Source organism: Cedecea lapagei (assembly GCF_900635955.1).
Taxonomy (GTDB): domain Bacteria; phylum Pseudomonadota; class Gammaproteobacteria; order Enterobacterales; family Enterobacteriaceae; genus Cedecea; species Cedecea lapagei.
In genome coordinates this window covers 3274482-3300246 of record NZ_LR134201.1, presented here as the reverse complement: position 1 = coordinate 3300246, position 25765 = coordinate 3274482, and the positions used below count along the sequence as shown (strand labels likewise).

General features: G+C 54.9%; 25 protein-coding genes. 22 read left to right on the top strand and 3 right to left on the bottom strand.

What is annotated here, in order from left to right:
- Nucleotide 1 precedes the first annotated feature (1 nt).
- Nucleotides 2-1687: a potassium-transporting ATPase subunit KdpA gene (gene kdpA / locus EL098_RS15995; RefSeq protein WP_126357140.1), complete on the bottom strand. Its 1686-nt coding sequence runs from the start codon at nucleotides 1685-1687 to the stop codon at nucleotides 2-4.
- Nucleotides 1687-1776, bottom strand: coding sequence for a K(+)-transporting ATPase subunit F (gene kdpF, locus EL098_RS15990; protein WP_008456132.1), 90 nt, complete (start codon nucleotides 1774-1776; stop codon nucleotides 1687-1689). The genes kdpA and kdpF overlap by 1 nt, the downstream gene beginning before the upstream one ends.
- 312 nt (nucleotides 1777-2088) lie before the next feature.
- Here kdpF and EL098_RS15985 point away from each other — a divergent pair, with 312 nt between their 5' ends.
- The 6 genes from EL098_RS15985 (at nucleotide 2089) to nei (ending at nucleotide 7071) form a co-directional block, all read left to right on the top strand.
- Entirely contained in the window at nucleotides 2089-2295 is a 207-nt protein-coding gene (locus EL098_RS15985; RefSeq protein ID WP_126357139.1) for a YbfA family protein, read from the top strand.
- 201 nt (nucleotides 2296-2496) lie between these two features.
- Nucleotides 2497-3906 carry a deoxyribodipyrimidine photo-lyase gene (gene phrB, locus EL098_RS15980; RefSeq protein WP_126357138.1) on the top strand — a complete coding sequence of 470 codons (1410 nt, stop codon included), beginning with the start codon at nucleotides 2497-2499 and terminating at the stop codon, nucleotides 3904-3906.
- Between the two features lie 15 nt (nucleotides 3907-3921).
- The gene (locus tag EL098_RS15975) at nucleotides 3922-4665 is read left to right on the top strand and encodes a type 2 GTP cyclohydrolase I (RefSeq protein ID WP_126358475.1); all 744 of its coding nucleotides are present in this window, start codon (nucleotides 3922-3924) and stop codon (nucleotides 4663-4665) included.
- Nucleotides 4666-4678: 13 nt separating this feature from the next.
- Entirely contained in the window at nucleotides 4679-5335 is a 657-nt protein-coding gene (pxpB, locus tag EL098_RS15970) for a 5-oxoprolinase subunit PxpB (protein ID WP_126357137.1), read from the top strand.
- Nucleotides 5329-6261 carry a 5-oxoprolinase subunit PxpC gene (gene pxpC, locus EL098_RS15965; RefSeq protein WP_126357136.1) on the top strand — a complete coding sequence of 311 codons (933 nt, stop codon included), beginning with the start codon at nucleotides 5329-5331 and terminating at the stop codon, nucleotides 6259-6261. Before pxpB ends, pxpC begins: the two co-directional genes overlap by 7 nt.
- A gap of 18 nt (nucleotides 6262-6279) precedes the next feature.
- Nucleotides 6280-7071, top strand: coding sequence for an endonuclease VIII (nei, locus tag EL098_RS15960; protein ID WP_126357135.1), 792 nt, complete (start codon nucleotides 6280-6282; stop codon nucleotides 7069-7071).
- A 45-nt stretch (nucleotides 7072-7116) separates the two neighbouring features.
- Here the strand turns inward: nei and EL098_RS15955 are convergent, their stop codons facing one another.
- Nucleotides 7117-8403, bottom strand: coding sequence for a citrate synthase (locus EL098_RS15955; protein WP_126357134.1), 1287 nt, complete (start codon nucleotides 8401-8403; stop codon nucleotides 7117-7119).
- Between the two features lie 645 nt (nucleotides 8404-9048).
- On the opposite strand from EL098_RS15955, the gene sdhC reads away from it, so the two are divergent.
- The 16 genes from sdhC (at nucleotide 9049) to tolA (ending at nucleotide 25732) form a co-directional block, all read left to right on the top strand.
- A complete protein-coding gene (gene sdhC / locus EL098_RS15950) occupies nucleotides 9049-9453 on the top strand; it encodes a succinate dehydrogenase cytochrome b556 subunit (protein WP_164716883.1) in 405 nt (134 codons plus the stop codon).
- Nucleotides 9447-9794 carry a succinate dehydrogenase membrane anchor subunit gene (gene sdhD, locus EL098_RS15945; protein WP_126357133.1) on the top strand — a complete coding sequence of 116 codons (348 nt, stop codon included), beginning with the start codon at nucleotides 9447-9449 and terminating at the stop codon, nucleotides 9792-9794. The genes sdhC and sdhD overlap by 7 nt, the downstream gene beginning before the upstream one ends.
- A complete protein-coding gene (gene sdhA, locus EL098_RS15940) occupies nucleotides 9794-11560 on the top strand; it encodes a succinate dehydrogenase flavoprotein subunit (RefSeq protein WP_038474589.1) in 1767 nt (588 codons plus the stop codon). The genes sdhD and sdhA overlap by 1 nt, the downstream gene beginning before the upstream one ends.
- Before the next feature lie 15 nt (nucleotides 11561-11575).
- The gene (gene sdhB, locus EL098_RS15935; protein WP_126357132.1) at nucleotides 11576-12292 is read left to right on the top strand and encodes a succinate dehydrogenase iron-sulfur subunit SdhB; all 717 of its coding nucleotides are present in this window, start codon (nucleotides 11576-11578) and stop codon (nucleotides 12290-12292) included.
- 267 nt (nucleotides 12293-12559) lie between these two features.
- Nucleotides 12560-15367 (top strand): 2-oxoglutarate dehydrogenase E1 component, encoded by a 2808-nt coding sequence (gene sucA, locus EL098_RS15930; protein WP_126357131.1) that lies wholly within the window; start codon nucleotides 12560-12562, stop codon nucleotides 15365-15367.
- Between the two features lie 15 nt (nucleotides 15368-15382).
- Nucleotides 15383-16609, top strand: coding sequence for a 2-oxoglutarate dehydrogenase complex dihydrolipoyllysine-residue succinyltransferase (odhB, locus tag EL098_RS15925; protein WP_126357130.1), 1227 nt, complete (start codon nucleotides 15383-15385; stop codon nucleotides 16607-16609).
- Nucleotides 16610-16707: 98 nt separating this feature from the next.
- Complete coding sequence (gene sucC / locus EL098_RS15920) at nucleotides 16708-17874, top strand: ADP-forming succinate--CoA ligase subunit beta (protein ID WP_038474577.1); 1167 nt, start codon at nucleotides 16708-16710, stop codon at nucleotides 17872-17874.
- Nucleotides 17874-18746 carry a succinate--CoA ligase subunit alpha gene (gene sucD / locus EL098_RS15915; RefSeq protein ID WP_126357129.1) on the top strand — a complete coding sequence of 291 codons (873 nt, stop codon included), beginning with the start codon at nucleotides 17874-17876 and terminating at the stop codon, nucleotides 18744-18746. Before sucC ends, sucD begins: the two co-directional genes overlap by 1 nt.
- Before the next feature lie 821 nt (nucleotides 18747-19567).
- Complete coding sequence (gene cydA / locus EL098_RS15910) at nucleotides 19568-21136, top strand: cytochrome ubiquinol oxidase subunit I (RefSeq protein WP_126357128.1); 1569 nt, start codon at nucleotides 19568-19570, stop codon at nucleotides 21134-21136.
- 15 nt (nucleotides 21137-21151) lie between these two features.
- The gene (gene cydB, locus EL098_RS15905; protein ID WP_126357127.1) at nucleotides 21152-22291 is read left to right on the top strand and encodes a cytochrome d ubiquinol oxidase subunit II; all 1140 of its coding nucleotides are present in this window, start codon (nucleotides 21152-21154) and stop codon (nucleotides 22289-22291) included.
- A 13-nt stretch (nucleotides 22292-22304) separates the two neighbouring features.
- Nucleotides 22305-22418, top strand: a complete 114-nt coding sequence (gene cydX / locus EL098_RS15900; RefSeq protein ID WP_008456153.1) for a cytochrome bd-I oxidase subunit CydX — start codon at nucleotides 22305-22307, stop codon at nucleotides 22416-22418.
- Nucleotides 22418-22711 carry a cyd operon protein YbgE gene (gene ybgE / locus EL098_RS15895; protein WP_039291236.1) on the top strand — a complete coding sequence of 98 codons (294 nt, stop codon included), beginning with the start codon at nucleotides 22418-22420 and terminating at the stop codon, nucleotides 22709-22711. Before cydX ends, ybgE begins: the two co-directional genes overlap by 1 nt.
- Nucleotides 22712-22859: 148 nt before the next feature.
- Nucleotides 22860-23264: a tol-pal system-associated acyl-CoA thioesterase gene (ybgC, locus tag EL098_RS15890; protein WP_126357126.1), complete on the top strand. Its 405-nt coding sequence runs from the start codon at nucleotides 22860-22862 to the stop codon at nucleotides 23262-23264.
- Nucleotides 23261-23947 (top strand): Tol-Pal system protein TolQ, encoded by a 687-nt coding sequence (gene tolQ / locus EL098_RS15885; RefSeq protein ID WP_008456164.1) that lies wholly within the window; start codon nucleotides 23261-23263, stop codon nucleotides 23945-23947. Before ybgC ends, tolQ begins: the two co-directional genes overlap by 4 nt.
- 13 nt (nucleotides 23948-23960) lie before the next feature.
- Nucleotides 23961-24386, top strand: a complete 426-nt coding sequence (gene tolR, locus EL098_RS15880) for a colicin uptake protein TolR (protein WP_008456166.1) — start codon at nucleotides 23961-23963, stop codon at nucleotides 24384-24386.
- 32 nt (nucleotides 24387-24418) lie between these two features.
- A complete protein-coding gene (gene tolA, locus EL098_RS15875) occupies nucleotides 24419-25732 on the top strand; it encodes a cell envelope integrity protein TolA (RefSeq protein ID WP_126357125.1) in 1314 nt (437 codons plus the stop codon).
- Nucleotides 25733-25765: the final 33 nt, after the last annotated feature.

The window sequence follows — 25765 nt, the reverse complement described above, 5'->3', positions numbered from 1 at the left end:
ATCAGAAATTAACCAGAGAAAGGTGTTCCGCAACCGGGCCTAAAGCGAGGGCGGGGATAAAGGTCAGGGCGCCAACCAGCACGACTGTCCCAATCAGTAAACCGATAAACAGCGGGCCGTGCGTTGGCAGCGTACCGATGCTGACGGCCTGAGATTTTTTCGCGGCCAGAGAACCGGCAATCGCCATCACCGGGATAATCACCCCGAAGCGACCGAACCACATGCACACGGCGAGCAGCACGTTCCAGAACGGCGTGTTGGTGCTCAGGCCGGCGAAGGCGCTGCCGTTGTTGTTGGCGGCGGAAGAAACGGCGTACAGCACTTCGCTGAACCCATGAATACCAGGGTTAGCTATTCCGCTGCGGCCCGCTTCGGTCATTAGCGCCAGCGCGGCGCCGAGCAGAACCAGGGCAGGCGTGATAAGAATCGCCAGCGAGGTCATCTTCATTTCAGGGACGTCGATTTTCTTGCCCAGATACTCCGGCGTACGGCCAATCATCAGCCCGGCGATAAACACCGCCAGCAGCACGAAGAGCAGCATGCCGTACAGGCCAGCGCCTACACCGCCGAACACCACTTCACCAATCTGCATCAGCCACATTGGCACCATGCCGCCCAGCGCGGTAAAGGAGTCGTGCATCGCGTTGACCGCGCCGCAGGAGGCGGCGGTAGTAATCACCGCGAACAGGCTGCTGTTAAGAATGCCGAAGCGGCTCTCTTTACCTTCCATGTTGATGCTGCTGTTAGCGCCCAGTTGGGTGAAGTGCGGGTTGCCCTGCAGTTCGGCCCACATCACCACCACGACGCAGATCACGAAGATAATGGTCATCGCCCAAAGCAGCGCACGCCCCTGACGACGGTCGCCCACGGCTTCACCGAAGGCGAAGCAAAGTGCTGCCGGGATCAGGAAGATGGAGAGCATCTGAACGAAGTTAGTCAGCGCGGTTGGGTTCTCAAACGGGTGTGACGAGTTGGCGTTAAAGAAGCCGCCCCCGTTGGTACCCAGCATTTTAATAGCTTCCTGAGAGGCGACTGGCCCCATCGGCAGCAGGTGCTGAACGCCCTCAATCGTGGTGTACGGCTGATAAGCAGCGAAGTTCTGCAGCGAGCCCTGGCTGATAAAGAACAGCGCCATCAGCAGAGAAATCGGCAGCAGAATGTAGAGCGTCACGCGGGTTAAATCGACCCAGGCGTTACCCAGCGTGCTGGCGGAATGGCGAGAGAAGCCGCGGATCAGCGCAAACACCACCGCAATACCGGTCGCCGCTGAAACAAAGTTCTGTACCGTCAGGCCGACCATCTGGCTGAAGTAGCTGAGCGTGGTCTCGCCGCCGTAGGACTGCCAGTCGGTGTTGGAGACGAAGCTTACCGCGGTATTCAGCGCTAAGTGCCATGAAAGCCCTGGCAGATGCTGAGGGTTGAGAGGCAGGCTGTCCTGGAACATCAGCATCGCGATAAGCACGAGCAGCCCGAAAACGTTAAAGGCCAGAATCGCCATCAGGTAGCGTTTCCAGCCCATCTCTTCCCCTTTACTGCCAATCAGCGTCCACAGAAGAGGCTCTATGCGGCCGACCATTGGCAAAGGTTCACCGTCGACCATGCGGGCAAGCAGAGCCCCCAGCGGTTTCGCAAGGGCGAAGAGCACCAGCAGGAAGCTGGCTATCAGTAAAAATCCGGACGCAGCCATTAAAACGCCTCCGCTTTGATCAGGGCATAAACAAGGTAACCCAACAGCAAGAAGACCAGCACGATGCCGGTTATGACGCCTGCACTCACAATCCACCTCCAACGGTGCGTTAAGCATTTCGCGGCAGAATAGGATTTCGGGTGAAAAGATGTCGTAAAAGTCCGGGGGCGGGGTGTAAAAAAAGTATAAAAATGAAAAAGCCATTAGTTAACTAATGGTTAGTATTTATTTAACTATTTTGTAACTTTATTACGAGGCTGACGATAAGCAGCGCACAAAAAAGCACAATTATCTGGTCGGAGGAGTAGTAAACTTTCAGCCAATGAGATAGTATTTTAACCAGATAACAAGTTTCGATTTTCCGACATGCGGTGTCGGTCACATATTTTGAGGAGAAGCCTATGTCTTTATATAAAAAATACCCTGCGCATCAGGTCATCCTGCGTCGCATATTTGCAGTAGCGGCGGGCGTGCTGGCTCTGCCGGTAATGCTGTTCTGGAAAGATCGCGCCCGTTTTTACAGCTACCTGCACCGCGTGTGGTCCAAAACCAGCGACAAGCCGGTATGGATGGCGCAATCAGAAGCCTGCGCCTTCGATTTTTACTAAAAGCTGAATCGATTTGACGAAAGCTACCTCCGGGTAGCTTTTTTGTTGCCTGCGTCTTGCTACACTAAGTTAACAACCGGGAAGCAGACGATGAGCCGTCCCCTCTGTCTGGCCTCTGCCTGCTCCCGGGAATAACTTCGCTATTTTGAGCCGTTACCGAAGCGCTATGGCTTCGGTCAGGTAATTCATCCAGGGAGAGTTATGTCCACCCATCTTGTCTGGTTTCGCAACGATCTTCGTGTTCACGATAACTACGCCTTACACGCCGCCTGCCGGAGCCCTGATGCAAAAGTCATCGGGATATTTGTTGTTACGCCAGAGCAGTGGCATCAGCATGTCATGGCGCCAAAGCAGGCAGAATTTATCTTTGAGCATCTGCAGGCCCTGGGTCATGCGCTTGCCGGGCGCGGCATTGAACTTCATATCAGGCAGGTCGCTGATTTCACAGCATCGGTGGCATGCATAAAAGATTTTTGCGCCGAACAAAACGTCGGGGCGCTTTTTTACAACTACCAGTACGAAGTCAACGAGCGTGCCCGCGACGCTGCTATGGAAAAAGCCCTTGAAGGTAAAGTCACCCTACAGGGATTTGATGACAGCCTTTTGCTGGCGCCCGGTAGTGTGACCACCGGCAACCAGGAGATGTATAAAGTTTTCACCCCTTTCAGCAAGGCATTTATTCGGCGTTTGCAGGAAGGTCTGCCGGAGTGCGTGCCTGCGCCCAAAGCTCGGGGAGAGGTCCACTTCAACGAACATTTTGACTTCGATGTGCCACGTGAGGCGTTTGACCGCGACATTTTCCCGGCAGGCGAGCAGGAAGCGATTGGTATGCTGCGCAAGTTCTGCCTGCAGCCGGCCGCCGACTATCAGGAGCAGCGGGATTTCCCGGCTATCGAAGGGACCAGTCGTCTGTCTCCCTATCTGGCTATCGGCGTTTTGTCTCCACGCCAGTGCCTGCATCGCTTGCTCAAAGAACACCCCAAAGCGCTGGAGGGCGAGGCCGGTGCGACCTGGCTTAACGAGCTGATCTGGCGGGAATTTTACCGCCACCTGATAGTGGCTTACCCCAAGCTTTGCCGTCACCGGCCGTTTATTGCCTGGACTGATAACGTTCGCTGGAGCGAAGATGAAGCGCTGCTCGAGGCCTGGAAGCAGGGCAAAACCGGCTATCCGATTGTCGATGCGGCGATGCGTCAGCTGAATACCACGGGCTGGATGCATAATCGCTTACGCATGGTGGTGGCGAGTTTCCTGGTAAAGGATCTGCTGATCGACTGGCGGCACGGCGAGCGCTACTTTATGTCCCGGCTGATTGACGGTGACCTGGCGGCCAACAACGGTGGCTGGCAGTGGGCCGCCTCTACCGGGACCGACGCCGCCCCCTATTTCCGTATTTTTAACCCCACCACTCAGGGGGAACGCTTCGACGCCGACGGCCGCTTTATCCGCCACTGGCTGCCGGAACTTCAACAGGTTCCGGGTAAACATATCCATTCGCCGTGGGACTGGGCGGCTAAGCAAAAGCGAACGCTGGACTACCCGCGTCCGATTGTTGACCATAAGCAGGCTCGACTGAAGACGCTTGCGGCCTATGAGGCGGCAAGGAAATAACCGAAGAGAATAATGATGAAAAACAGTGAACTGGAACGCCTGATTAATGAAAAGCTGAACAGCGCGGCGATTAGCGATTACGCCCCCAACGGCCTGCAAGTTGAAGGCCGGGAAGAGATCCGCAAGATTGTCACCGGCGTGACCGCCAGCCAGGCGCTGCTGGATGAAGCCGTGCGCCAGCAGGCTGATGCGGTGATTGTGCACCATGGCTATTTCTGGAAAAACGAATCCCCGGTGATCCGCGGCATGAAGCGCAACCGCCTGAAAACGCTGCTGGCTAACGATATCAACCTCTACGGCTGGCATTTGCCGCTCGATGCCCATCCGCAGCTGGGCAATAATGCGCAGCTTGGTGCTCTGCTGGGGATTGAAACAAAAGGGGAAGTTGAGTCGCTGGTGCCGTGGGGCGAGTTCCCGACGCCGCTTTCCGGCGTTGAACTTGCCTCCTGGATTGAGATGCGTTTAGGGCGCACGCCGCTCTGGTGCGGTGATACCGGCCCGGATCAGATACGCCGCGTTGCGTGGTGTACCGGAGGGGGACAAAGCTTCATCGATAGCGCCGCACGCTTTGGTGTGGATGCCTTTATTACCGGCGAGGTTTCCGAGCAGACAATTCATTCTGCTCGTGAGCAGGGTCTACATTTCTACGCCGCTGGCCACCATGCCACCGAGCGCGGCGGGATCCAGGCGCTGAGCGACTGGCTAAACAGCGAAACCGATCTCGACGTTATCTTTATCGATATCCCTAACCCAGCCTGATATCGGAGGGCCTGTGCAACGAGCTCGCTGTTATTTGTTAGGTGAAAAAGCGGTGGTTCTGGAGCTGGAGCCCCCCGTCATGCTTGCCAGCCAGCAGCGAATTTGGGGGCTGCTGCAGCGTCTCAACGCCTCGGAAGAGGTGAGCGAGGCTATTCCGGGCATGAATAACATCACCGTTGTGCTAAAAGATCCCCGGAGTCTTGCGCTGGACGGTATCGAATGGCTACAGCGCTGGTGGGAAGAGAGTGAGGCGGTGATTCCGACCTCCCGTCTGGTTGAGATCCCGGTGGTTTACGGCGGCGAAGCCGGGCCGGATCTTGAGGTTGTGGCTCGCCACAACGATCTGACGCCGGCGCAGGTTGTCGCTCTTCACTCCGGTGCCCTATACATCGTCTATTTTCTTGGTTTTCAGCCAGGGTTTCCCTATCTGGGCGGATTACCTGAAGCCCTTGCTTCACCACGTCGCGCGTCTCCCCGGCTGCAGGTTGCCGCGGGCTCCGTGGGGATTGGCGGTAGCCAGACCGGCATCTACCCGCTGGAGACGCCCGGCGGCTGGCAGCTTATTGGCCGTACCTCGCTAAGATTGTTCAACCCTGACAGCCCGACGCCGACCCTATTGTTGCCCGGAGACAGCGTGCGTTTTGTGCCGCAGAAGGAGGGCATATGCTGAAGGTGATTCGTGCCGGTATTCAAACCAGCGTGCAGGATACCGGGCGTGAAGGGCTGCGCCAGCTTGGCGTAAGCCGCTGCGGAGCGCTGGATATTCCGGCTATCTCCGTTGCTAATTTATTGGTCGGCAACGAGCCTGAGGCACCGGCGCTTGAGATCGTGCTTGGGCAGTGCGTAATTGAGTTCGGCCGTGACGGCTGGTTTGCGCTGACCGGCGCAGGCTGCCATGCAACACTGGATGGCAAAGCCGTGTGGACAGGATGGCGGTTGCCAGTTAAAGCTGGGCAAAAATTAACCCTGAAAACCCCGTCGCACGGTATGCGCAGCTACCTGGCCGTTGACGGAGGCCTGGATGTCCCTCAGGTAATGGGGTCTTACAGCACGGATCTTAAAGCCGGCATCGGCGGTCATAAAGGGCGTTTGTTGCGTGATGGCGATCGGCTACCCTGGCCTAAAACAAAGCGTAACTTTCAGCGCTCGCGTGGCGTAAAACAGCTGCTGTGGGGCAACCGTATTCGCGCCCTGAGTGGCCCGGAATATCAGGAGTTTAGCCACGAGGCGCAGGAGAGTTTCTGGCGCATGGCCTGGCAAATCAACCCGCAGAGCAACCGGATGGGGTACCGCCTGCAGGGACCTCAGCTGGGGCGCACTTCGCAGCGGGAAATGCTGTCCCATGGCCTGCTGCCCGGCGTTATTCAGGTGCCGCATAACGGCCAGCCTATTGTGCTGATGAACGATGCTCAGACAACCGGTGGTTATCCCCGCATTGCCTGCGTGATTGAGGCCGATCTTTACCATCTGGCACAGGTCAGACTCGGGGAACCCATCCACTTTGTGCCCTGTTCGCTGGAAGAGGCGCTGAACGCACGCCGCGAGCAGGGAATTTATCTTGAACAGATTGCCTGGCAGCTGGCACAGGAACAATAACGTTTCAGGGAGTTTAGTATGCCGGAAGGGCCGGAAATAAGACGAGCGGCGGATAAGCTTGAGGCCGCTGTGGGCGGAGAACCTTTAACCGATGTGTGGTTCGCTTTCGAAGAGTTAAAGCCGTTTGAGGCTATGCTCAGGGGCAAGGTTATTGAACGGATTGAAACCCGCGGCAAAGCAATGCTGACGCATTTTTCTAACGGCTTAACATTGTACAGCCATAACCAGCTTTACGGCGTCTGGCGAGTGGTTAAGGCCGGTAAAGAGCCAGAAACTAAGCGAGTGCTGCGGGTTAAGCTGCAAACGGCTGAAAAAGCTATTTTGCTGTACAGCGCTTCGGACATTGAAATGCTGGAGCAGGAACAGCTCGAAAAACACGCTTTCCTGCAGCGCGTGGGGCCGGATGTGCTGGACGAGACGCTGACGGCGGAGCAGGTAAAAGCTCGCCTGCTGTCGCCGCGTTTCCGCCGCCGCCAGTTCAGCGGTCTACTGCTGGATCAGGCGTTTTTAGCAGGGCTGGGAAACTATCTGCGGGTGGAGATCCTTTGGGAGGCGGAGCTTGCGCCGCAGCACCGCGCCGAAGATCTCACGGCTGAGCAGGTTGAGCGTCTTGCCAGCGCTTTACTGGATATTCCACGCCTTTCTTATCAGACGCGAGGGCAGGGAGAGGAGAATAAACACCACGGGGCAGTTTTCAGTTTCAGGGTGTTTCATCGTGCCGGGGAGCCGTGCGAGCGCTGCGGAGGGATTATTGAAAGAACCAACCTCTCTTCAAGGCCATTTTACTGGTGTCCTCGCTGTCAGAAATAAAAAAACGCGCCATATGGCGCGTTTTTTACTCAGAAAGTGAAAAAATTACTTTTTGAGGTCGGATTTGAAATCACGTTTATCGTAGCCGGTATACAGCTGACGTGGACGGGCGATTTTGATGCCGTCGTCGTGCATTTCGTTCCAGTGTGCAATCCAGCCCACGGTACGCGCCATCGCGAAGATAACGGTAAACATGGAGGATGGAATGCCCATCGCCTTCAGAATGATGCCGGAGTAGAAGTCTACGTTCGGGTAGAGTTTCTTCTCAATGAAGTACGGGTCGTTCAGTGCGATATGCTCCAGCTCCATCGCCACTTCCAGCAGGTTGTTATCCTTCAGGTTCAGCTCTTTCAGCACTTCGTGACAGGTTTCACGCATTACGGTGGCGCGCGGGTCGTAATTTTTGTACACGCGGTGGCCGAAGCCCATCAGACGGAACGAGTCATTTTTGTCTTTGGCGCGGCGGATAAATTCCGGAATGTGTTCCACGGTGCTGATCTCTTCCAGCATTTTCAGCGCAGCTTCGTTTGCGCCGCCGTGAGCCGGTCCCCACAGGGAAGCGATGCCCGCAGCGATACATGCAAACGGGTTCGCGCCGGAGGAGCCTGCGGTACGCACGGTAGAGGTGGATGCGTTCTGCTCGTGGTCCGCGTGCAGGATCAGAATGCGATCCATGGCGCGTTCCAGAATTGGGTTAACTTTGTACTCTTCGCACGGCGTAGAGAACATCATGTTGAGGAAGTTAGCCGAGTAGGAGAGGTCGTTGCGCGGGTAAACGAAAGGCTGGCCAATCGAATACTTGTAACACATTGCTGCTACGGTCGGCATTTTAGAGAGCAGGCGGAATGCCGCGATTTCACGGTGGCGCGGGTTGTTCACGTCGAGCGAGTCGTGGTAGAAGGCTGCCAGAGCACCGGTCACGCCGCACAGCACGGCCATCGGATGCGAGTCGCGACGGAAGCCATGGAACAGACGGGTAATCTGTTCGTGAATCATCGTGTGGCGGGTTACGGTGGTTTTGAATTCGTCAAACTGCTCCTGCGTCGGTTTTTCACCGTTCAGCAGGATGTAGCAGACTTCCAGATAGCTTGATTCGGTGGCCAGCTGGTCAATCGGGAAACCGCGGTGTAAAAGAATGCCTTCGTCACCGTCGATATAAGTGATTTTGGATTCGCAGGATGCGGTAGAGGTGAAACCTGGATCAAAAGTAAATACACCTTTAGAACCAAGACTACGGATATCAATTACATCCTGACCTAGCGTGCCCTTTAGCACATCAAGTTCGAGAGCATCTTCACCAGTAAGGGTGAGGTTTGCTTTAGTATCAGCCATTTACGGTCTCCTTAGCGCCTTATTTCATAAGACTGCCGGGCATCCGATTTGCATTCGAACCCACAATGGTTGGTTACCCCTTTTTTAATTGGCTCGCGGCTCTGTTTAGAGGAGTACAACCAGGGTACAGAGCGATGGGCGCTTGCAGGTAACACTCGCTTTGGGGGCGAAACTACAGCAAATCAGCGTCTTAGCAATCAGTATCATTCAAACCTGTGTATCACTAATAACTGTCCTGATCTCTCGGGTCAATACCCATCCACTGTTACATAACTATTACTCAGGTGAAAGGCTGACCCTATAACTTTTACGAATTATACGGCTTTTCTGGCCCTGTTTGTAACAAGAATGTTTAACTTTTGTCAAATCAGATGATTAAAAATTAAAATAATGTTGTTATCGTGATCCTGCTCACTGTTCCGAGCAAAACCCTTCAAACATTATGTGGGTTAATTGTAATGATTTTGTGAAGAGCCTATACTGCCGCCAGGTCTCCGGAACACCCTGCTACCGGGAGCCACCCAGCGTTGTAGCCAGATCACTGGTCTCTGGATGTAGCTGTTTTTTGCATGACGCACAGTTATAGAAAGTTAGCGCTGTCTGACCCCGAATGCAGATCCGGAGGAAGGAAACAATAAGAAGAGCATGTGGGCGCTATTCATGATAAGAAACGTGAAAAAACAACGACCTGTCAATCTGGATCTGAAAACGATCCGGTTCCCCGTCACTGCAATCGCTTCCATCCTCCACCGCGTATCCGGCGTGATCACATTTGTGGCGGTCGGCATTCTGCTTTGGTTGCTGGGGCTGTCACTCTCGTCTGCGGAAGGTTTCTTGACCGCCTCCTCCGTGATGAGCAGCTTTATCGTTAAATTTATAATGTGGGGCATCCTGACGGCTCTGGCCTATCACGTCGTGGTGGGTATCCGCCATCTGCTGATGGACTTCGGCTATCTGGAAGAGACCCTCGTAGCGGGCAAACGATCCGCGCAAATCTCCTTTGTTATTACCGTCGTGCTTTCAATTCTTGCAGGAGTCCTCGTATGGTAAGCAATGCCTCCGCATTGGGTCGCAATGGCGTGCACGATTATGTGCTGGTTCGCGCTACCGCCATCGTATTAACCCTGTACATCATCTATATGATTGGCTTCTTCGCTTTCACCGGCGAGCTGACCTATGACGTCTGGCACGGCTTCTTCGCCTCTGCCTTCACCAAAGTTTTCACCCTGCTGGCCTTGGTCTCTATTTTGATCCATGCCTGGATTGGCATGTGGCAGGTGTTGACCGACTACGTTAAACCACTGGCGATTCGCCTTCCTTTACAGCTGCTGATTGTTGTTGCGCTGTTGGTTTACGTTATTTATGGATTCGTTGTGGTGTGGGGTGTGTAATGAAACTGCCAGTCAGAGAATTTGATGCTGTCGTAATTGGTGCCGGTGGCGCAGGTATGCGCGCCGCACTGCAAATTTCCCAGAGCGGCCAGACCTGTGCGCTGCTTTCTAAAGTTTTCCCGACCCGTTCCCATACCGTATCCGCGCAGGGTGGCATCACCGTTGCGCTCGGTAATACCCATGAAGATAACTGGGAATGGCACATGTACGACACGGTAAAAGGTTCCGACTACATCGGTGACCAGGACGCCATCGAATATATGTGTAAAACCGGCCCGGAAGCGATTCTGGAGCTGGACCATATGGGTCTGCCGTTCTCCCGTCTGGAAAATGGCACCATTTATCAGCGTCCGTTCGGCGGCCAGTCGAAAGATTTCGGCGGCGAGCAGGCGGCACGTACTGCGGCAGCGGCTGACCGTACCGGTCACGCGCTGCTGCACACCCTGTATCAGCAGAACCTGAAAAACCATACCACCATCTTCTCCGAGTGGTATGCGCTGGATCTGGTTAAAAACGCCGATGGCGCAGTCGTCGGTTGTACCGCGCTGTGCATCGAAACCGGTGAAGTGGTTTACTTCAAAGCCCGCGCGACCGTGCTGGCAACCGGCGGCGCAGGCCGTATTTATCAGTCCACGACTAACGCCCATATCAACACCGGTGACGGCGTTGGCATGGCAATCCGCGCTGGCGTGCCGGTGCAGGATATGGAAATGTGGCAGTTCCACCCAACCGGCATCGCCGGTGCAGGCGTTCTGGTAACGGAAGGCTGCCGCGGTGAAGGTGGTTATCTGCTGAACAAACACGGCGAACGCTTTATGGAGCGTTATGCCCCGAATGCGAAAGACCTGGCGGGTCGTGACGTGGTGGCGCGTTCCATCATGATCGAAATCCGTGAAGGTCGCGGCTGCGACGGCCCATGGGGTCCTCACGCCAAGCTGAAGCTCGACCACCTGGGTAAAGAAGTTCTGGAATCCCGCCTGCCGGGCATCCTGGAGCTGTCCCGCACCTTTGCCCACGTTGACCCGGTTAAAGAGCCGATTCCGGTTATCCCTACCTGCCACTATATGATGGGCGGTATTCCGACCAAAGTGACCGGTCAGGCGCTGACCGTAAACGAACAGGGCGAAGACGTGGTTATCCCTGGCCTGTTCGCGGTAGGCGAAATTGCCTGCGTATCGGTCCACGGTGCAAACCGCCTGGGCGGCAACTCCCTGCTTGACCTGGTGGTGTTTGGTCGTGCGGTAGGTCTGCATCTGCAGGAATCCATTGCCGAGCAGGGCGATCTGCTGGATGCGACCGAAGCCGAAATCGACGCCTCCCTTGAGCGCCTCAACCGCTGGAACGGCAACCGTAACGGCGAAGATCCGGTGGAAATTCGTAAAGCGCTGCAGGAATGTATGCAGCACAACTTCTCGGTCTTCCGCGAAGGCGACGCGATGGCCAAAGGTCTTGAGCAGCTGAAAGCGATCCGCGAGCGTCTGAAAAATGCCCGTCTGGACGATACCTCCAGCGAGTTCAACACCCAGCGCGTTGAGTGCCTGGAGCTGGATAACCTGATGGAAACCGCCTACGCCACCGCGGTGTCGGCAAACTTCCGTACCGAGAGCCGTGGCGCGCATAGCCGCTTCGACTTCCCGGATCGTGATGACGAAAACTGGCTGTGCCATTCCCTGTATCTGCCAGAGTCGGAATCCATGACGCGTCGTAGCGTCAATATGGAGCCGAAACTGCGTCCGGCGTTCCCGCCGAAGATTCGTACTTATTAATGCGGAGACAGGATAATGAAACTCGAATTCTCAGTTTATCGTTATAACCCGGATGTAGACGACGCTCCGCGTATGCAGGATTACACCCTGGAGGCGGAAGAAGGTCGCGACATGATGCTGCTGGATGCTCTGATGCAGCTGAAAGAAAAAGATCCAAGTCTGTCGTTCCGTCGCTCGTGCCGCGAGGGCGTTTGTGGCTCTGACGGCCTGAACATGAACGGTAAAAACGGTCTGGCCTGTATCACGCCTATTTCGGCGCTCGGCAACGGCAAACAGAAGATAGTCATCCGTCCTCTGCCTGGCCTGCCGGTGATCCGCGATCTGGTGGTGGACATGGGGCAATTCTATGCTCAATATGAGAAGATTAAGCCTTACCTGTTGAATAATGGGCAAAATCCACCCGCTCGCGAGCACTTACAGTCGCCTGAGCAGCGTGAAAAACTGGATGGTCTGTACGAGTGTATTCTTTGCGCCTGCTGCTCGACCTCCTGCCCATCGTTCTGGTGGAATCCGGACAAGTTTATCGGCCCGGCTGGTTTGCTGGCAGCGTATCGTTTCCTGATCGACAGCCGCGATACCGAGACCGACAGCCGCCTGGAAGGGTTGAGCGATGCTTTCAGCGTATTCCGCTGCCACAGCATCATGAACTGCGTCAGCGTTTGTCCTAAGGGGCTGAACCCGACGAAGGCCATCGGCCATATTAAGTCGATGCTGTTGCAGAAAAGCGCTTAAGTAATAAATGTCCCCTCTCCCACAGGGAGAGGGGACAGATTGCAGGAAATCTTTAAAAACTGCCGACAAACCTTCCCCCTCTCCCTGTGGGCGAGGGACGGGATGAGGGGAAACCCTTAAGACAGTTTTTAAAGGTTCCTTCGCGGGTCGCCCTCCACGGCAACTGGCTCGCAGAGAGTGAACCCTGGAACGTATACCTGTATACCCTACGGTGTGCGTTATAGTTATCCACGGCGAAATAAGCATAAATTTGCTTAAGGGATCACGATGCAGAACGGCGCGATGAAGCCCTGGCTGGACTCTTCCTGGCTGGCGGGCGCAAACCAGTCCTACATAGAGCAGCTCTATGAAGACTTCTTAACCGATCCTGACTCTGTTGATGCGCACTGGCGCACCATGTTCCAGCAGTTACCTGGAACCGGAGCCAGAGCAGATCAATTCCATTCAAAAACGCGTGATTATTTCCGCCGTCTGGCGAAGGATGCCTCACGTTACTCCACCGCAATCACCGATCCTGACACTGACGTTAAGCAGGTCAAAGTGTTGCAGCTGATCAACGCCTGGCGTTTCCGCGGGCACCAGGCAGCCAACCTCGATCCGCTGGGTCTTTGGAAGCAGGAATCCGTTCCCGATCTGGATCCGGCTTTCCACAACCTGACGGATGAAGATCTGCAGCAGAGCTTTAACGTGGGTTCTTTTGCCGGCGGCAAAGAGACCATGAAGCTTGCGGATCTGATCGACGCTCTGCAGCAAACCTACGGCGGTTCTATTGGCGCCGAGTATATGCACATTACCAACACAGAAGAGAAACGCTGGATCCAGCAGCGCATTGAATCTGTGGTGGGCCAGTCAACCTTCACGCCGGAAGAGAAAAAACGCTTCCTGAGCGAGCTGACCGCAGCAGAAGGCCTGGAACGCTACCTGGGGGCTAAATTCCCGGGGGCGAAACGCTTCTCGCTGGAAGGCGGCGACGCGCTGGTTCCGATGCTCAAAGAGATGATTCGCCACGCCGGTAAGAGCGGCACGCGTGAAGTGGTGCTGGGTATGGCGCACCGCGGTCGTCTTAACGTGCTGATCAACGTTCTGGGTAAAAAACCACAGGACCTGTTCGACGAATTTGCCGGTAAACACAAAGAGCACCTCGGCACCGGCGACGTGAAGTACCACATGGGCTTCTCCTCCGACGTAGAAACCGAAGGGGGCCTGGTTCACCTGGCGCTGGCGTTTAACCCGTCTCACCTTGAAATCGTTAGCCCAGTGGTTATCGGTTCCGTTCGTGCTCGCCTGGATCGTCTGGATAAACCGGGCAGCAACCAGGTTCTGCCGATCACCATCCACGGTGACGCCGCGGTAGCCGGGCAGGGCGTAGTTCAGGAAACCCTGAACATGTCCAAAGCGCGCGGTTATGAAGTAGGCGGTACCGTACGTATCGTGATTAACAACCAGATTGGTTTCACCACCTCCAATCCGCTGGATGCTCGCTCCACGCCGTACTGTACCGATATCGGTAAGATGGTAATGGCGCCGATTTTCCACGTTAATGCGGACGACCCGGAAGCCGTTGCCTTCGTAACTCGTCTGGCGCTGGACTTCCGTAACACCTTTAAACGCGACGTGTTTATCGATCTGGTTTGCTACCGTCGTCATGGTCATAACGAAGCTGATGAGCCAAGCGCAACTCAGCCAGTGATGTACCAGAAAATCAAAAAACACCCGACGCCGCGTAAAATCTACGCCGACAAGCTTGAGCAGGACAAACTGGCCACGCTGGAAGATGCCACCGAAATGGTGAATCTGTATCGCGATGCGCTGGATGCCGGCGAATGCGTAGTTAACGAATGGCGTCCGATGAACATGCACTCCTTTACCTGGTCGCCGTACCTCAACCACGAGTGGGACGAAAGCTACCCGAACAAGGTTGAGATGAAGCGCGTTCAGGAACTGGCTAAGCGCATTAGCACCGTTCCGGAAGCCGTAGAGATGCAGTCTCGTGTGGCGAAGATCTACAGCGATCGTCAGGAGATGGCGAACGGCAACAAGCTGTTCGACTGGGGCGCTGCGGAAAACCTGGCTTATGCAACGCTGGTTGACGAGGGCGTATCCGTTCGTCTTTCCGGTGAAGATGCGGGCCGCGGGACCTTCTTCCACCGTCATGCGGTTATCCATAACCAGACCAACGGTTCGACCTATACGCCGCTGGCGCACGTTCACAACAGCCAGGGCATTTTCAAGGTCTGGGATTCGGTACTGTCTGAGGAAGCGGTTCTGGCCTTTGAATATGGTTATGCTACGGCAGAACCACGCACCCTGACCATCTGGGAAGCGCAGTTCGGCGACTTCGCCAACGGCGCACAGGTGGTGATCGACCAGTTCATCAGCTCCGGCGAGCAGAAATGGGGCCGTATGTGTGGCCTGGTGATGCTGCTGCCGCACGGCTACGAAGGCCAGGGGCCAGAGCACTCCTCCGCGCGTCTGGAGCGTTACCTCCAGCTGTGCGCCGAGCAGAACATGCAGGTTTGCGTACCATCTACTCCGGCTCAGGTTTATCACATGCTGCGTCGTCAGGCGCTGCGCGGGATGCGCCGTCCACTGGTGGTGATGTCACCGAAATCTCTGCTGCGCCATCCGCTGGCGGTATCCACCCTCGATGAACTGGCTAACGGGACTTTCCAGCCGGCGATTGGCGAGATTGACGAGCTGGATCCTAAAGGCGTTAAGCGTGTAGTACTGTGTTCCGGTAAGGTTTATTACGATTTGCTTGAGCAACGTCGTAAGAACGAGCAGAAGGATGTGGCGATTGTACGTATCGAACAGCTCTATCCGTTCCCGCATCAGGCGGTACAGGAAGCGCTGAAGCCGTTCGCTCACGTGCATGATTTTGTCTGGTGCCAGGAAGAGCCGCTCAACCAGGGCGCCTGGTACTGCAGCCAACACCACTTCCGCGAAGTGATTCCGTTTGGGTCCGCTCTGCGTTACGCAGGTCGCCCGGCCTCCGCCTCTCCGGCGGTAGGGTATATGTCCGTTCACCAGAAGCAGCAGCAAGATCTGGTTAATGACGCGCTGAACGTCGAATAAATTAAAGGATAAATAATGAGTAGCGTAGATATTCTAGTTCCTGACCTGCCTGAGTCCGTAGCCGACGCGACAGTGGCAACCTGGCATAAAAAACCGGGCGACAGCGTCAAACGTGACGAAGTGCTGGTTGAAATTGAAACTGACAAAGTGGTACTGGAAGTCCCCGCGTCGGCGGATGGCGTTCTGGACGCGGTACTGGAAGACGAAGGCACGACCGTGACTTCTCGTCAGATTCTGGGTCGCCTGCGCGAAGGCAACAGCGGCGGGAAAGAAACCTCCGTGAAAGCCGACAGCAAAGAGTCCACCCCGGCTCAGCGCCAGCAGGCCTCCCTGGAAGAGCAGAATAACGATGCCCTCAGCCCGGCTATTCGCCGCCTGATCGCTGAAAACGACCTTGACGCCAGCGCCATCAAAGGCAGCGGCGTGGGTGGCCGAATCACTCGTGAAGACGTTGAAAAACACCTGACCGAAGCGAAAGCGAAGCAGCCAGCCCAGGCTAAAGCTGCAGAAGCGGCTCCGGCTCCGGTTGCGCCGCTGGCTGGCCGCAGCGAAAAACGCGTGCCGATGACCCGCCTGCGCAAGCGCGTGGCCGAGCGTCTGCTGGAGGCGAAAAACTCTACCGCCATGCTCACGACCTTCAACGAAGTGAACATGAAGCCAATCATGGAACTGCGTAAGCAGTACGGTGAAGCGTTTGAAAAACGCCACGGCGTGCGTCTGGGCTTCATGTCCTTCTATATTAAAGCCGTGGTTGAAGCGCTGAAACGCTACCCGGAAGTGAACGCGTCCATCGACGGTGAAGATGTGGTTTACCACAACTATTTCGACGTCAGCATCGCGGTTTCTACTCCGCGTGGCCTGGTGACGCCGGTGCTGAAAGATGTGGATACCCTCGGCATGGCCGACATCGAAAAACGCATCAAAGAGCTGGCTGTGAAAGGTCGTGACGGTAAGCTGACCGTAGAAGAGCTGACCGGCGGTAACTTCACGATTACCAACGGCGGCGTCTTCGGTTCCCTGATGTCTACGCCGATCATCAACCCGCCGCAGAGCGCGATTCTGGGCATGCACGCGATTAAAGATCGCCCAATGGCGGTTGACGGTAAAGTTGAGATCCTGCCGATGATGTATCTGGCGCTCTCCTACGATCACCGTCTGATCGATGGCCGCGAGTCCGTGGGTTATCTGGTTGCTATTAAAGAGCTGCTGGAAGATCCAACTCGTCTGCTGCTGGACGTATAGTCGAATAAGACTCTGGCGGGTGCTTAGACACCCGCCCCTACAACCAAATCTAACCTTACCCCGAGCATGAATGCTCTTTATCTGGATGGATAGAACTCATGAACTTACACGAATATCAGGCGAAACAGTTGTTTGCTCGGTATGGTTTGCCGGCACCCGTCGGTTACGCCTGCACCACACCGCGTGAAGCGGAAGAAGCCGCCTCTAAAATTGGCGCGGGTCCCTGGGTGGTGAAATGTCAGGTTCATGCCGGTGGCCGCGGTAAAGCGGGCGGTGTGAAAGTGGTTAACAGCAAAGAAGATATTCGCGCTTTCGCTGAACACTGGCTGGGCAAACGCCTGGTAACTTACCAAACTGATGCAAACGGCCAGCCGGTTCACCAGATTCTGGTTGAAGCTGCGACCGACATCGACAAAGAGCTGTACCTGGGTGCGGTTGTTGACCGTAGCTCTCGCCGTGTAGTCTTCATGGCTTCCACCGAAGGCGGCGTGGAAATCGAAAAAGTGGCGGAAGAGACCCCGCACCTGATCCACAAAGTAGCGCTGGATCCGCTGGCTGGGCCAATGCCTTACCAGGGCCGTGAGCTGGCGTTCAAACTGGGTCTGGAAGGTAAACAGGTTCAGCAGTTCACCAAAATCTTTATGGGTCTGGCTGCGATTTTCCTGGAGCGCGATCTGGCGCTGATCGAAATCAACCCGCTGGTGATCACTAAGCAGGGTGACCTGATCTGCCTCGACGGCAAACTGGGCGCTGATGGCAACGCGCTGTTCCGCCAGCCGGACCTGCGTGAAATGCGCGACCAGTCTCAGGAAGACCCGCGTGAAGCTCAGGCTGCACAGTGGGAGCTGAACTACGTTGCGCTGGACGGCAACATCGGCTGTATGGTTAACGGTGCGGGCCTGGCAATGGGCACCATGGACATCGTTAAGCTGCACGGCGGCGAGCCGGCTAACTTCCTTGACGTGGGCGGCGGTGCGACCAAAGAGCGCGTGACCGAAGCCTTCAAAATCATCCTGTCAGACGACAAAGTGAAAGCCGTTCTGGTGAACATCTTCGGCGGTATCGTACGCTGCGACCTGATTGCCGACGGCATCATTGGCGCCGTGGCCGAAGTGGGCGTTAACGTGCCGGTGGTGGTACGTCTGGAAGGTAACAACGCCGAACTGGGCGCGAAGAAACTGGCGGATAGCGGCCTGAACATCATTGCAGCGAAAAGTCTGACGGACGCAGCACAGCAGGTTGTTGCTGCCGTGGAGGGGAAATAATGTCCATTTTGATCGATAAAAACACCAAGGTAATTTGCCAGGGCTTTACCGGCAGCCAGGGGACTTTCCACTCCGAGCAGGCGATTGCCTACGGTACGAAAATGGTTGGCGGCGTGACGCCAGGCAAAGGCGGTACTGAACATCTGGGCCTGCCGGTATTCAATACCGTGCGTGAAGCCGTAGAAGCAACCGGCGCGACCGCTTCGGTTATCTACGTTCCAGCTCCGTTCTGCAAAGACTCCATTCTGGAAGCGATCGATGCGGGCATTAAGCTGATTATCACCATCACCGAAGGTATCCCGACGCTGGATATGCTGACCGTGAAGGTGGCGCTGGATGAAGCTGGCGTGCGTATGATCGGGCCAAACTGTCCGGGCGTGATCACCCCTGGCGAATGTAAAATCGGTATCATGCCGGGCCACATTCACCTGCCGGGCAAAGTCGGCATCGTTTCCCGCTCCGGTACGCTGACCTATGAAGCCGTTAAGCAGACCACCGACATTGGCCTTGGCCAGTCGACCTGCGTCGGCATCGGCGGTGACCCAATTCCTGGCTCCAACTTCATTGATATCCTGAAGATGTTCCAGGAAGACCCGAAAACCGAAGCCATCGTGATGATCGGTGAAATCGGCGGTAGCGCAGAGGAAGAAGCGGCGGCTTATATTAAAGAGCACGTGACTAAACCTGTAGTAGGCTACATTGCCGGCGTAACCGCGCCGAAGGGCAAGCGTATGGGCCATGCTGGCGCCATCATCGCGGGCGGGAAGGGGACTGCGGATGAGAAATTCGCCGCTCTGGAAGCCGCTGGCGTGAAAACCGTTCGCAGCCTCGCCGACATCGGCGATGCGCTGAAAGCTATTCTGCCGCAGTAAGCAGATGCCCCCGCGCTGGCGGGGGAAACAGTAATAATAAGTGTTCGACATGGTTGGCCACCCTGGGTGGCCTTTTTTTATGTTTTCCCCTTCACGCCCGGTCGCCGCTTCCCGCCGTATTGCGCTTTTTCTCGTTTTTATTCTTTCCCTGAATACTTTCCTTTTGCAATATTTTCACATCGTAACCTTATAAAAAATAATGATTTGTTAATTTAATTTATATTAAAGGTGAATTGTTTGTGAATAATAAATGGAAGGTGGGAAAAAACACGAAAAACGGCGCCCCGTTAATATGACCAGCCGCAGGTGGAGAGGGGGCGTTCAATTTAAGGCCCGCGCTTAAATATTCGCTTAATGTTGAGCGCTGGCGTCATGGAATTAACCTAAAGCGAAGTCAGAAAACATATCGTTAACAACAAATTCACGATTAATTCTCTATGGAAAAATAATTAACATTGCCAGTGTAAATTGTTTTGGATCAAGGTTTAAAACTGGCATTGCAGCGTATAAAGGAGCAAAATTGCTGCAGATCAAACTGGCCGAATAACGGTGTCTTAGCTATAAATTGATCGCCGTCGTAAAACGTAAAAAACATTAAGCAATGACCTATTTATTGTAAGGAAATTGCAGGGTAATATAATTACGGGTTATTTTTGATTTTATTAACGTGTTTGTAACCTTTCACCTTTTGATTTCACATTTGAATAAAGTGGGCGAGAAAAAGGGGTCTGGAAGCGAATGTATTTGTATTAGGGCATGCTTGTGGCGAACCTCCCGGTAAACCACAGTCGAAGTCTTCATGCGAAGAGCAAGGAGTCAAGATGTTTGATATTGTCGAACTGTCGCGCTTACAGTTTGCCTTGACCGCGATGTACCACTTCCTGTTTGTGCCATTAACGCTCGGTATGGCGTTTTTGCTGGCCATCATGGAAACGGTCTACGTTCTGTCAGGTAAGCAGATTTATAAAGATATGACCAAATTCTGGGGCAAGTTGTTTGCAATCAACTTTGCGCTGGGGGTAGCAACCGGTCTGACCATGGAGTTCCAGTTCGGGACCAACTGGTCTTATTATTCTCACTACGTCGGGGATATCTTCGGTGCGCCGCTGGCTATCGAAGGCCTGATGGCATTCTTCCTCGAATCTACCTTTGTGGGTCTGTTCTTCTTTGGCTGGGATCGTCTCGGCAAAGTCCAGCACATGGCCGTTACCTGGCTGGTGGCGCTGGGCTCTAACCTCTCCGCACTGTGGATTCTGGTCGCCAACGGCTGGATGCAAAACCCTATCGCATCTGATTTCAACTTTGAAACCATGCGTATGGAAATGGTCAGCTTCGCCGAACTGGTGCTGAACCCGGTTGCGCAGGTTAAATTCGTTCACACCGTGGCATCTGGCTACGTCTGTGGCGCGATGTTCGTGCTCGGTATCAGCTCCTGGTATCTGCTTAAAGGCCGTGACGTTGCTTTTGCGAAGCGCTCCTTCGCCATCGCGGCGAGCTTCGGCATGGCTGCTATTCTCTCCGTTATCGTACTGGGTGATGAGTCCGGCTATGAAATGGGTGACGTGCAGAAAACCAAACTGGCGGCAATTGAAGCCGAGTGGGAAACTCAGCCAGCGCCGGCTGCTTTTACCCTGTTTGGTATTCCCGATCAGGATAAACAAGAAAACCGCTTCGCGATTCAAATCCCTTACGCGCTGGGCATCATTGCTACCCGCTCTGTTGATAAGCCGGTCACCGGCCTGAAAGAGCTGATGGCGCAGCACGAAGAGCGTATTCGCAACGGGATGAAAGCCTACAGCCTGCTTGAGCAGCTGCGCGGAGGGTCTAACGATCAGAGCGTGCGTGATAGCTTTAACCACGTGAAGAAAGACCTCGGTTATGGCCTGCTGCTGAAACGCTATACGGAAAACGTCACTGACGCGACCGAAGAGCAAATTCAGAAAGCGACCAAAGACTCTATTCCTCGCGTAGCGCCGCTGTACTTCGCGTTCCGTATTATGGTTGCCTGTGGCTTCCTGATGCTGTTCATCATCGCCGTCTCCTTCTGGACCGTGACCCGCAACGCCATCGGTTCGAAAAAATGGCTGCTTCGCGCCGCAGTTTACGGCATTCCGCTGCCATGGATCGCTATCGAATCCGGCTGGTTTGTTGCTGAATATGGCCGTCAGCCGTGGGCGGTGGGTGAGGTTCTGCCGACGGCAGTCGCTAACTCTTCTCTGAGCGTGGGCGATCTGCTGTTCTCCATGATACTGATCTGCGGGCTTTACACGCTGTTTATGGTGGCGGAGCTGTTCCTGATGTTCAAATTTGCTCGCCTTGGGCCGAGCAGCCTGAAAACAGGACGCTATCACTTTGAGCAGTCCAACGTGGCTTCTCAGCCGGCACGCTAAGACAGGAGTCGTCAAATGATCGATTATGAAGTATTGCGTTTTATCTGGTGGCTGCTGGTCGGCATACTGCTGATTGGCTTCGCCGTCACCGACGGCTTCGACATGGGCGTGGGCATGCTGTCCCGCGTGATTGGCCGTACCGACGTTGAGCGCCGTATCATGGTTAACTCCATTGCGCCGCACTGGGACGGGAACCAGGTCTGGTTAATCACCGCCGGTGGCGCATTGTTTGCCGCCTGGCCGATGGTCTACGCCGCTGCCTTCTCAGGCTTCTATGTCGCCATGATTCTGGTGCTGGCTTCCTTGTTCTTCCGTCCGGTAGGTTTTGACTACCGCTCGAAGATCGAAGATACCCGCTGGCGCAATATGTGGGACTGGGGCATCTTTGTGGGCAGCTTCGTGCCACCGCTGGTGATTGGCGTGGCGTTCGGTAACCTCTTGCAGGGCGTACCGTTCCACGTCGATGAATACCTGCGTCTCTACTACACCGGTAACTTCTTCCAGCTGCTGAATCCGTTTGGTCTGCTGGCGGGCGTTGTCAGCGTGTCGATGATCGTGGCTCAGGGGGCAACCTACCTGCAGATGCGTACCGTTGGTGAGCTGCACCTGCGTGCGAAAGCGGCGGCTCAAATTGCTGCGCTGATCATGATGGTGTGCTTCGCTCTGGCAGGCGTTTGGGTGGTTTACGGTATTGATGGCTACGTCGTGACTTCCGCACTGGATCACCATGCCGCATCTAACCCGCTGACCAAAGAAGTTGCGCGTCAGGCTGGTGCCTGGATGGTTAACTTCAACAATATGCCGGCTCTGTGGGCAATTCCTGCTCTGGGCGTTGTGCTGCCGCTGCTGACCATCCTGATGTCTCGTCTGGAGAGAGGCGCGCTGGCGTTTGTCTTCTCTTCGCTGACGCTGGCCTGCGTGATCCTGACCGCCGGTATTGCTATGTTCCCGTTCGTGATGCCTTCCAGCACCATGATGAACGCTAGCCTGACCATGTGGGATGCGACGTCCAGCCAGCTGACGCTGAATGTGATGACCTATGTCGCCATCGTGTTCGTGCCTATCATTCTTCTCTACACCACCTGGTGTTACTGGAAAATGTTCGGTCGGATCACGAAAGAGCACATCGAAAGCAACTCCACCTCTCTGTACTAATAAGGAGTCGATTATGTGGTACTTTGCATGGATTCTGGGCACGCTGCTGGCGTGTGCATTCGGGATTATTACCGCGCTGGCTCTCGAGCACGTTGAGGCAAGCAAGGCCGGAAAAGAAGAGCACTGATGGAATACGTTATCGCGAAACTGTACGCGGTAATGGACAAGAGCCCCCTGCGGGCTCTTTCCTTAGTGATGGCGCTGGTGCTGGCAGGGTGCATCTTCTGGGACCCGTCTCGTTTCGCAGCTAAAACGAGCGAACTGGAGATTTGGCATGGCTTCCTGCTGATGTGGGGCGTTTGCGCCGGTATCATCCACGGCGTGGGTTTTCGCCCAACAAAAGTGCTTTGGCAGGGAATTTTCTGCCCGCTGATTGCCGATTTAGTGCTCATCGCTGGACTGCTGTTTTTCTTCTTCTGAATGTCAGCATAGATTTCCCCGCACGACGCAGAAATTATGGGCTTTAACAAGCCCATAAAAATTTACTTAACGTTTAAAACAATCCATTCCAAACCCTCATTCTCTTGCGTATAGTAAGCAGCGTTAAATTGCATTACCGGGATGTAAAGTGAGTACAACGCTGTTTCGATGGCCGGTCCGTGTTTACTATGAAGACACTGACGCCGGTGGCGTGGTTTACCATGCCAGTTATGTTGCTTTTTATGAAAGAGCACGCACAGAGATGCTGCGCCAGCACAACTTTAACCAGCATTCCCTGTTGGCGGAGCGTGTCGCCTTTGTCGTACGCAGGATTACGGTTGATTATCTTGCGCCTGCCCGACTCGACGATTTACTCGAAATCCAAAGTGAAATTACATCGATGCGCGGCACTTCTATGGTGTTTACGCAGCGAATAGTCAACGCTGAAAATCAGTTGCTGAACGAAGCTGAAGTGCTGATTGTCTGTGTTGATCCACACCTAATGAAGCCACGTGCGCTTCCCAAGTCTATTGTCGCGGAGTTCAAGCAGTGACTGACATGAATATCCTTGATTTGTTCCTGAAGGCAAGCCTTCTGGTCAAATTTATCATGTTGATTTTGATTGGTTTTTCCATCGCATCATGGGCAATCATCATTCAGCGTACGCGTATCCTTAATGCCGCCAGCCGCGAAGCCGAGGCATTTGAAGATAAGTTCTGGTCCGGTATCGAACTGTCTCGCCTGTATCAGGAGAGTCAGGGTCGTCGCGACAGCCTCAGCGGCTCTGAGCAAATCTTCTATTCCGGCTTTAAAGAGTTCGCGCGTCTGCATCGCGCAAATACCCATGCGCCAGAAGCCGTGGTTGAGGGGGCGTCGCGTGCGATGCGTATCTCGATGAGCCGCGAGCTGGAAACGCTTGAAACCCACATTCCTTTCCTTGGCACCGTCGGTTCCATCAGCCCGTACATCGGCCTGTTTGGTACGGTGTGGGGGATTATGCATGCCTTTATCGCCCTGGGTGCGGTGAAGCAGGCGACGCTGCAAATGGTTGCGCCGGGGATTGCTGAAGCGCTGATTGCTACGGCGATTGGTCTGTTTGCCGCGATTCCTGCCGTTATGGCGTATAACCGCCTGAACCAACGCGTGAACAAACTGGAATTGAACTACGACAACTTTATGGAAGAGTTCACGGCTATCCTGCACCGTCAGGCTTTTACCAGCAGCGAAAAGCAGTAACAAGGGGTAAGTCATGGCCAGACGCGGACGTGGTCGTCGTGAGCTGAAGTCAGAAATTAACATTGTTCCTTTGCTGGACGTGCTGTTGGTGCTATTGCTGATCTTTATGGCAACCGCACCAATCATCACTCAGAGCGTCGAGGTGGATCTGCCGGATGCGACAGATTCTCAGACCGTCAGCAGTAACGATGAGCCGCCGGTCATTATTGAAGTGTCCGGGGTAGGGCAGTACAGCGTAGTGGTTGAGAAAGATCGTATGGATCAGCTGCCGTCGGAGCAGGTTGTTGCCGAAGCGCAGCGCCGCCTGCAGGCGAATCCTAAAACGGTCTTTTTGATCGGCGGTGCAAAAGATGTTCCGTATGACGAGATCATCAAGGCGCTGAATCTGTTGCATCAGGCGGGCGTGAAGTCCGTCGGTTTGATGACGCAGCCAATCTGATCCATTTCGCTTAAAACGTTTGGGAACCGACAGTGTCAAAGGCAACCGAAGAGAACGCTAAATTAAAACGAGCGATCATCGTTTCAGTGGTGCTGCATATCATCTTGATTGGCATCCTGATCTGGAGCTCGTTTGATGAGCACATTGATGCATCCGCTGGCGGTGGCGGTGGTTCTTCTATTGACGCGGTGATGGTTGACCCGGGTGCGGTAGTAGAAAACTACAATCGCCAACAGCAGCAGCAGGCCAGCAGCAAACGTGCTGCCGAGCAGCGCGAAAAGCAGGCGCAGCAGCAGGCAGAAGAGCTTCAGCAAAAACAGGCGGCAGAGCAACAGCGTCTGAAAGAGCTGGAGAAAGAGCGTCTGGCCGCTCAGGAGCAGGCAAAAGCGCAGGCCGAGCAGCAGAAGCAGGCTGAAGCGGCCGCGAAACAGGCTCAGGAACAGCAGAAACAGGCTGAGGCAGCTGCTGCTAAAGCGAAGGCCGATGCACAGGCTAAAGCCCAGGCAGACGCTCAGGCCAAAGCCCAGGCTGATGCCCAGGCGAAGGCTGCAGAAGAAGCGGCGAAGAAGGCTGCGGCAGACGCTCAGAAGAAAGCCGCTGAAGAGGCGGCTAAGAAAGCGGCTGACGCAGAGAAAAAAGCCGCCGCAGATGCTGCTGCAGCAGCGAAAAAAGTTCAGCAGGATGCCGAGAAAAAAGCTGCAGATGCTGCCGCTAAGAAAGCTGCGCAGGAAGCCGAGAAGAAAGCCGCCGCAGAGGCCGCCAAGCAGGCTGCTGCTGAAAAAGCGGAAGCCGCTAAGCAAGCCGCTGCCGAGAAAGCAGCAGCCGAAAAGGCAGCAGAGAAAGCCGCCGCTGACAAAGCTGCCGCAGCGAAAGCCGCAGCAGATAAGAAAGCGGCTGCGGATGCTAAGAAGAAGGCTGCCGCTGAGAAAGCCGCTTCCGACAAAGCTGCCGCGCAGGGCGTTGACGATTTGTTCGGTGATTTAAGCTCAGGTAAGAATGCACCGAAAACTGGCGGTGGGGCGAAAGGTAATGCCGCAGCCGCCGCCGGAAAAGGGAATAATAAAAACAACGGCGCAAGCGGCGCAGAGATCAACGGCTACGCAGGTCAGATAAAGGCAGCGATCGAGAGTAAGTTCTATAACGATCCTTCGTTTGCCGGTAAGACCTGTTCGCTGCGGATCAAGCTGGCGCCGGATGGCCTTCTGCTTGATATCAAGCCAGAAGGTGGCGATGCAGCGCTTTGCCAGGCTGCCGTTGCGGCAGCGCGTCTGGCGAAGATCCCTAAGCCGCCAAGCGAAGCTGTTTATGAAGTCTTCAAGAACGCACCGATCGACTTTAAGCCTTAACGCGGTTTTCCCCGTCATAACGGGGAAAGCACA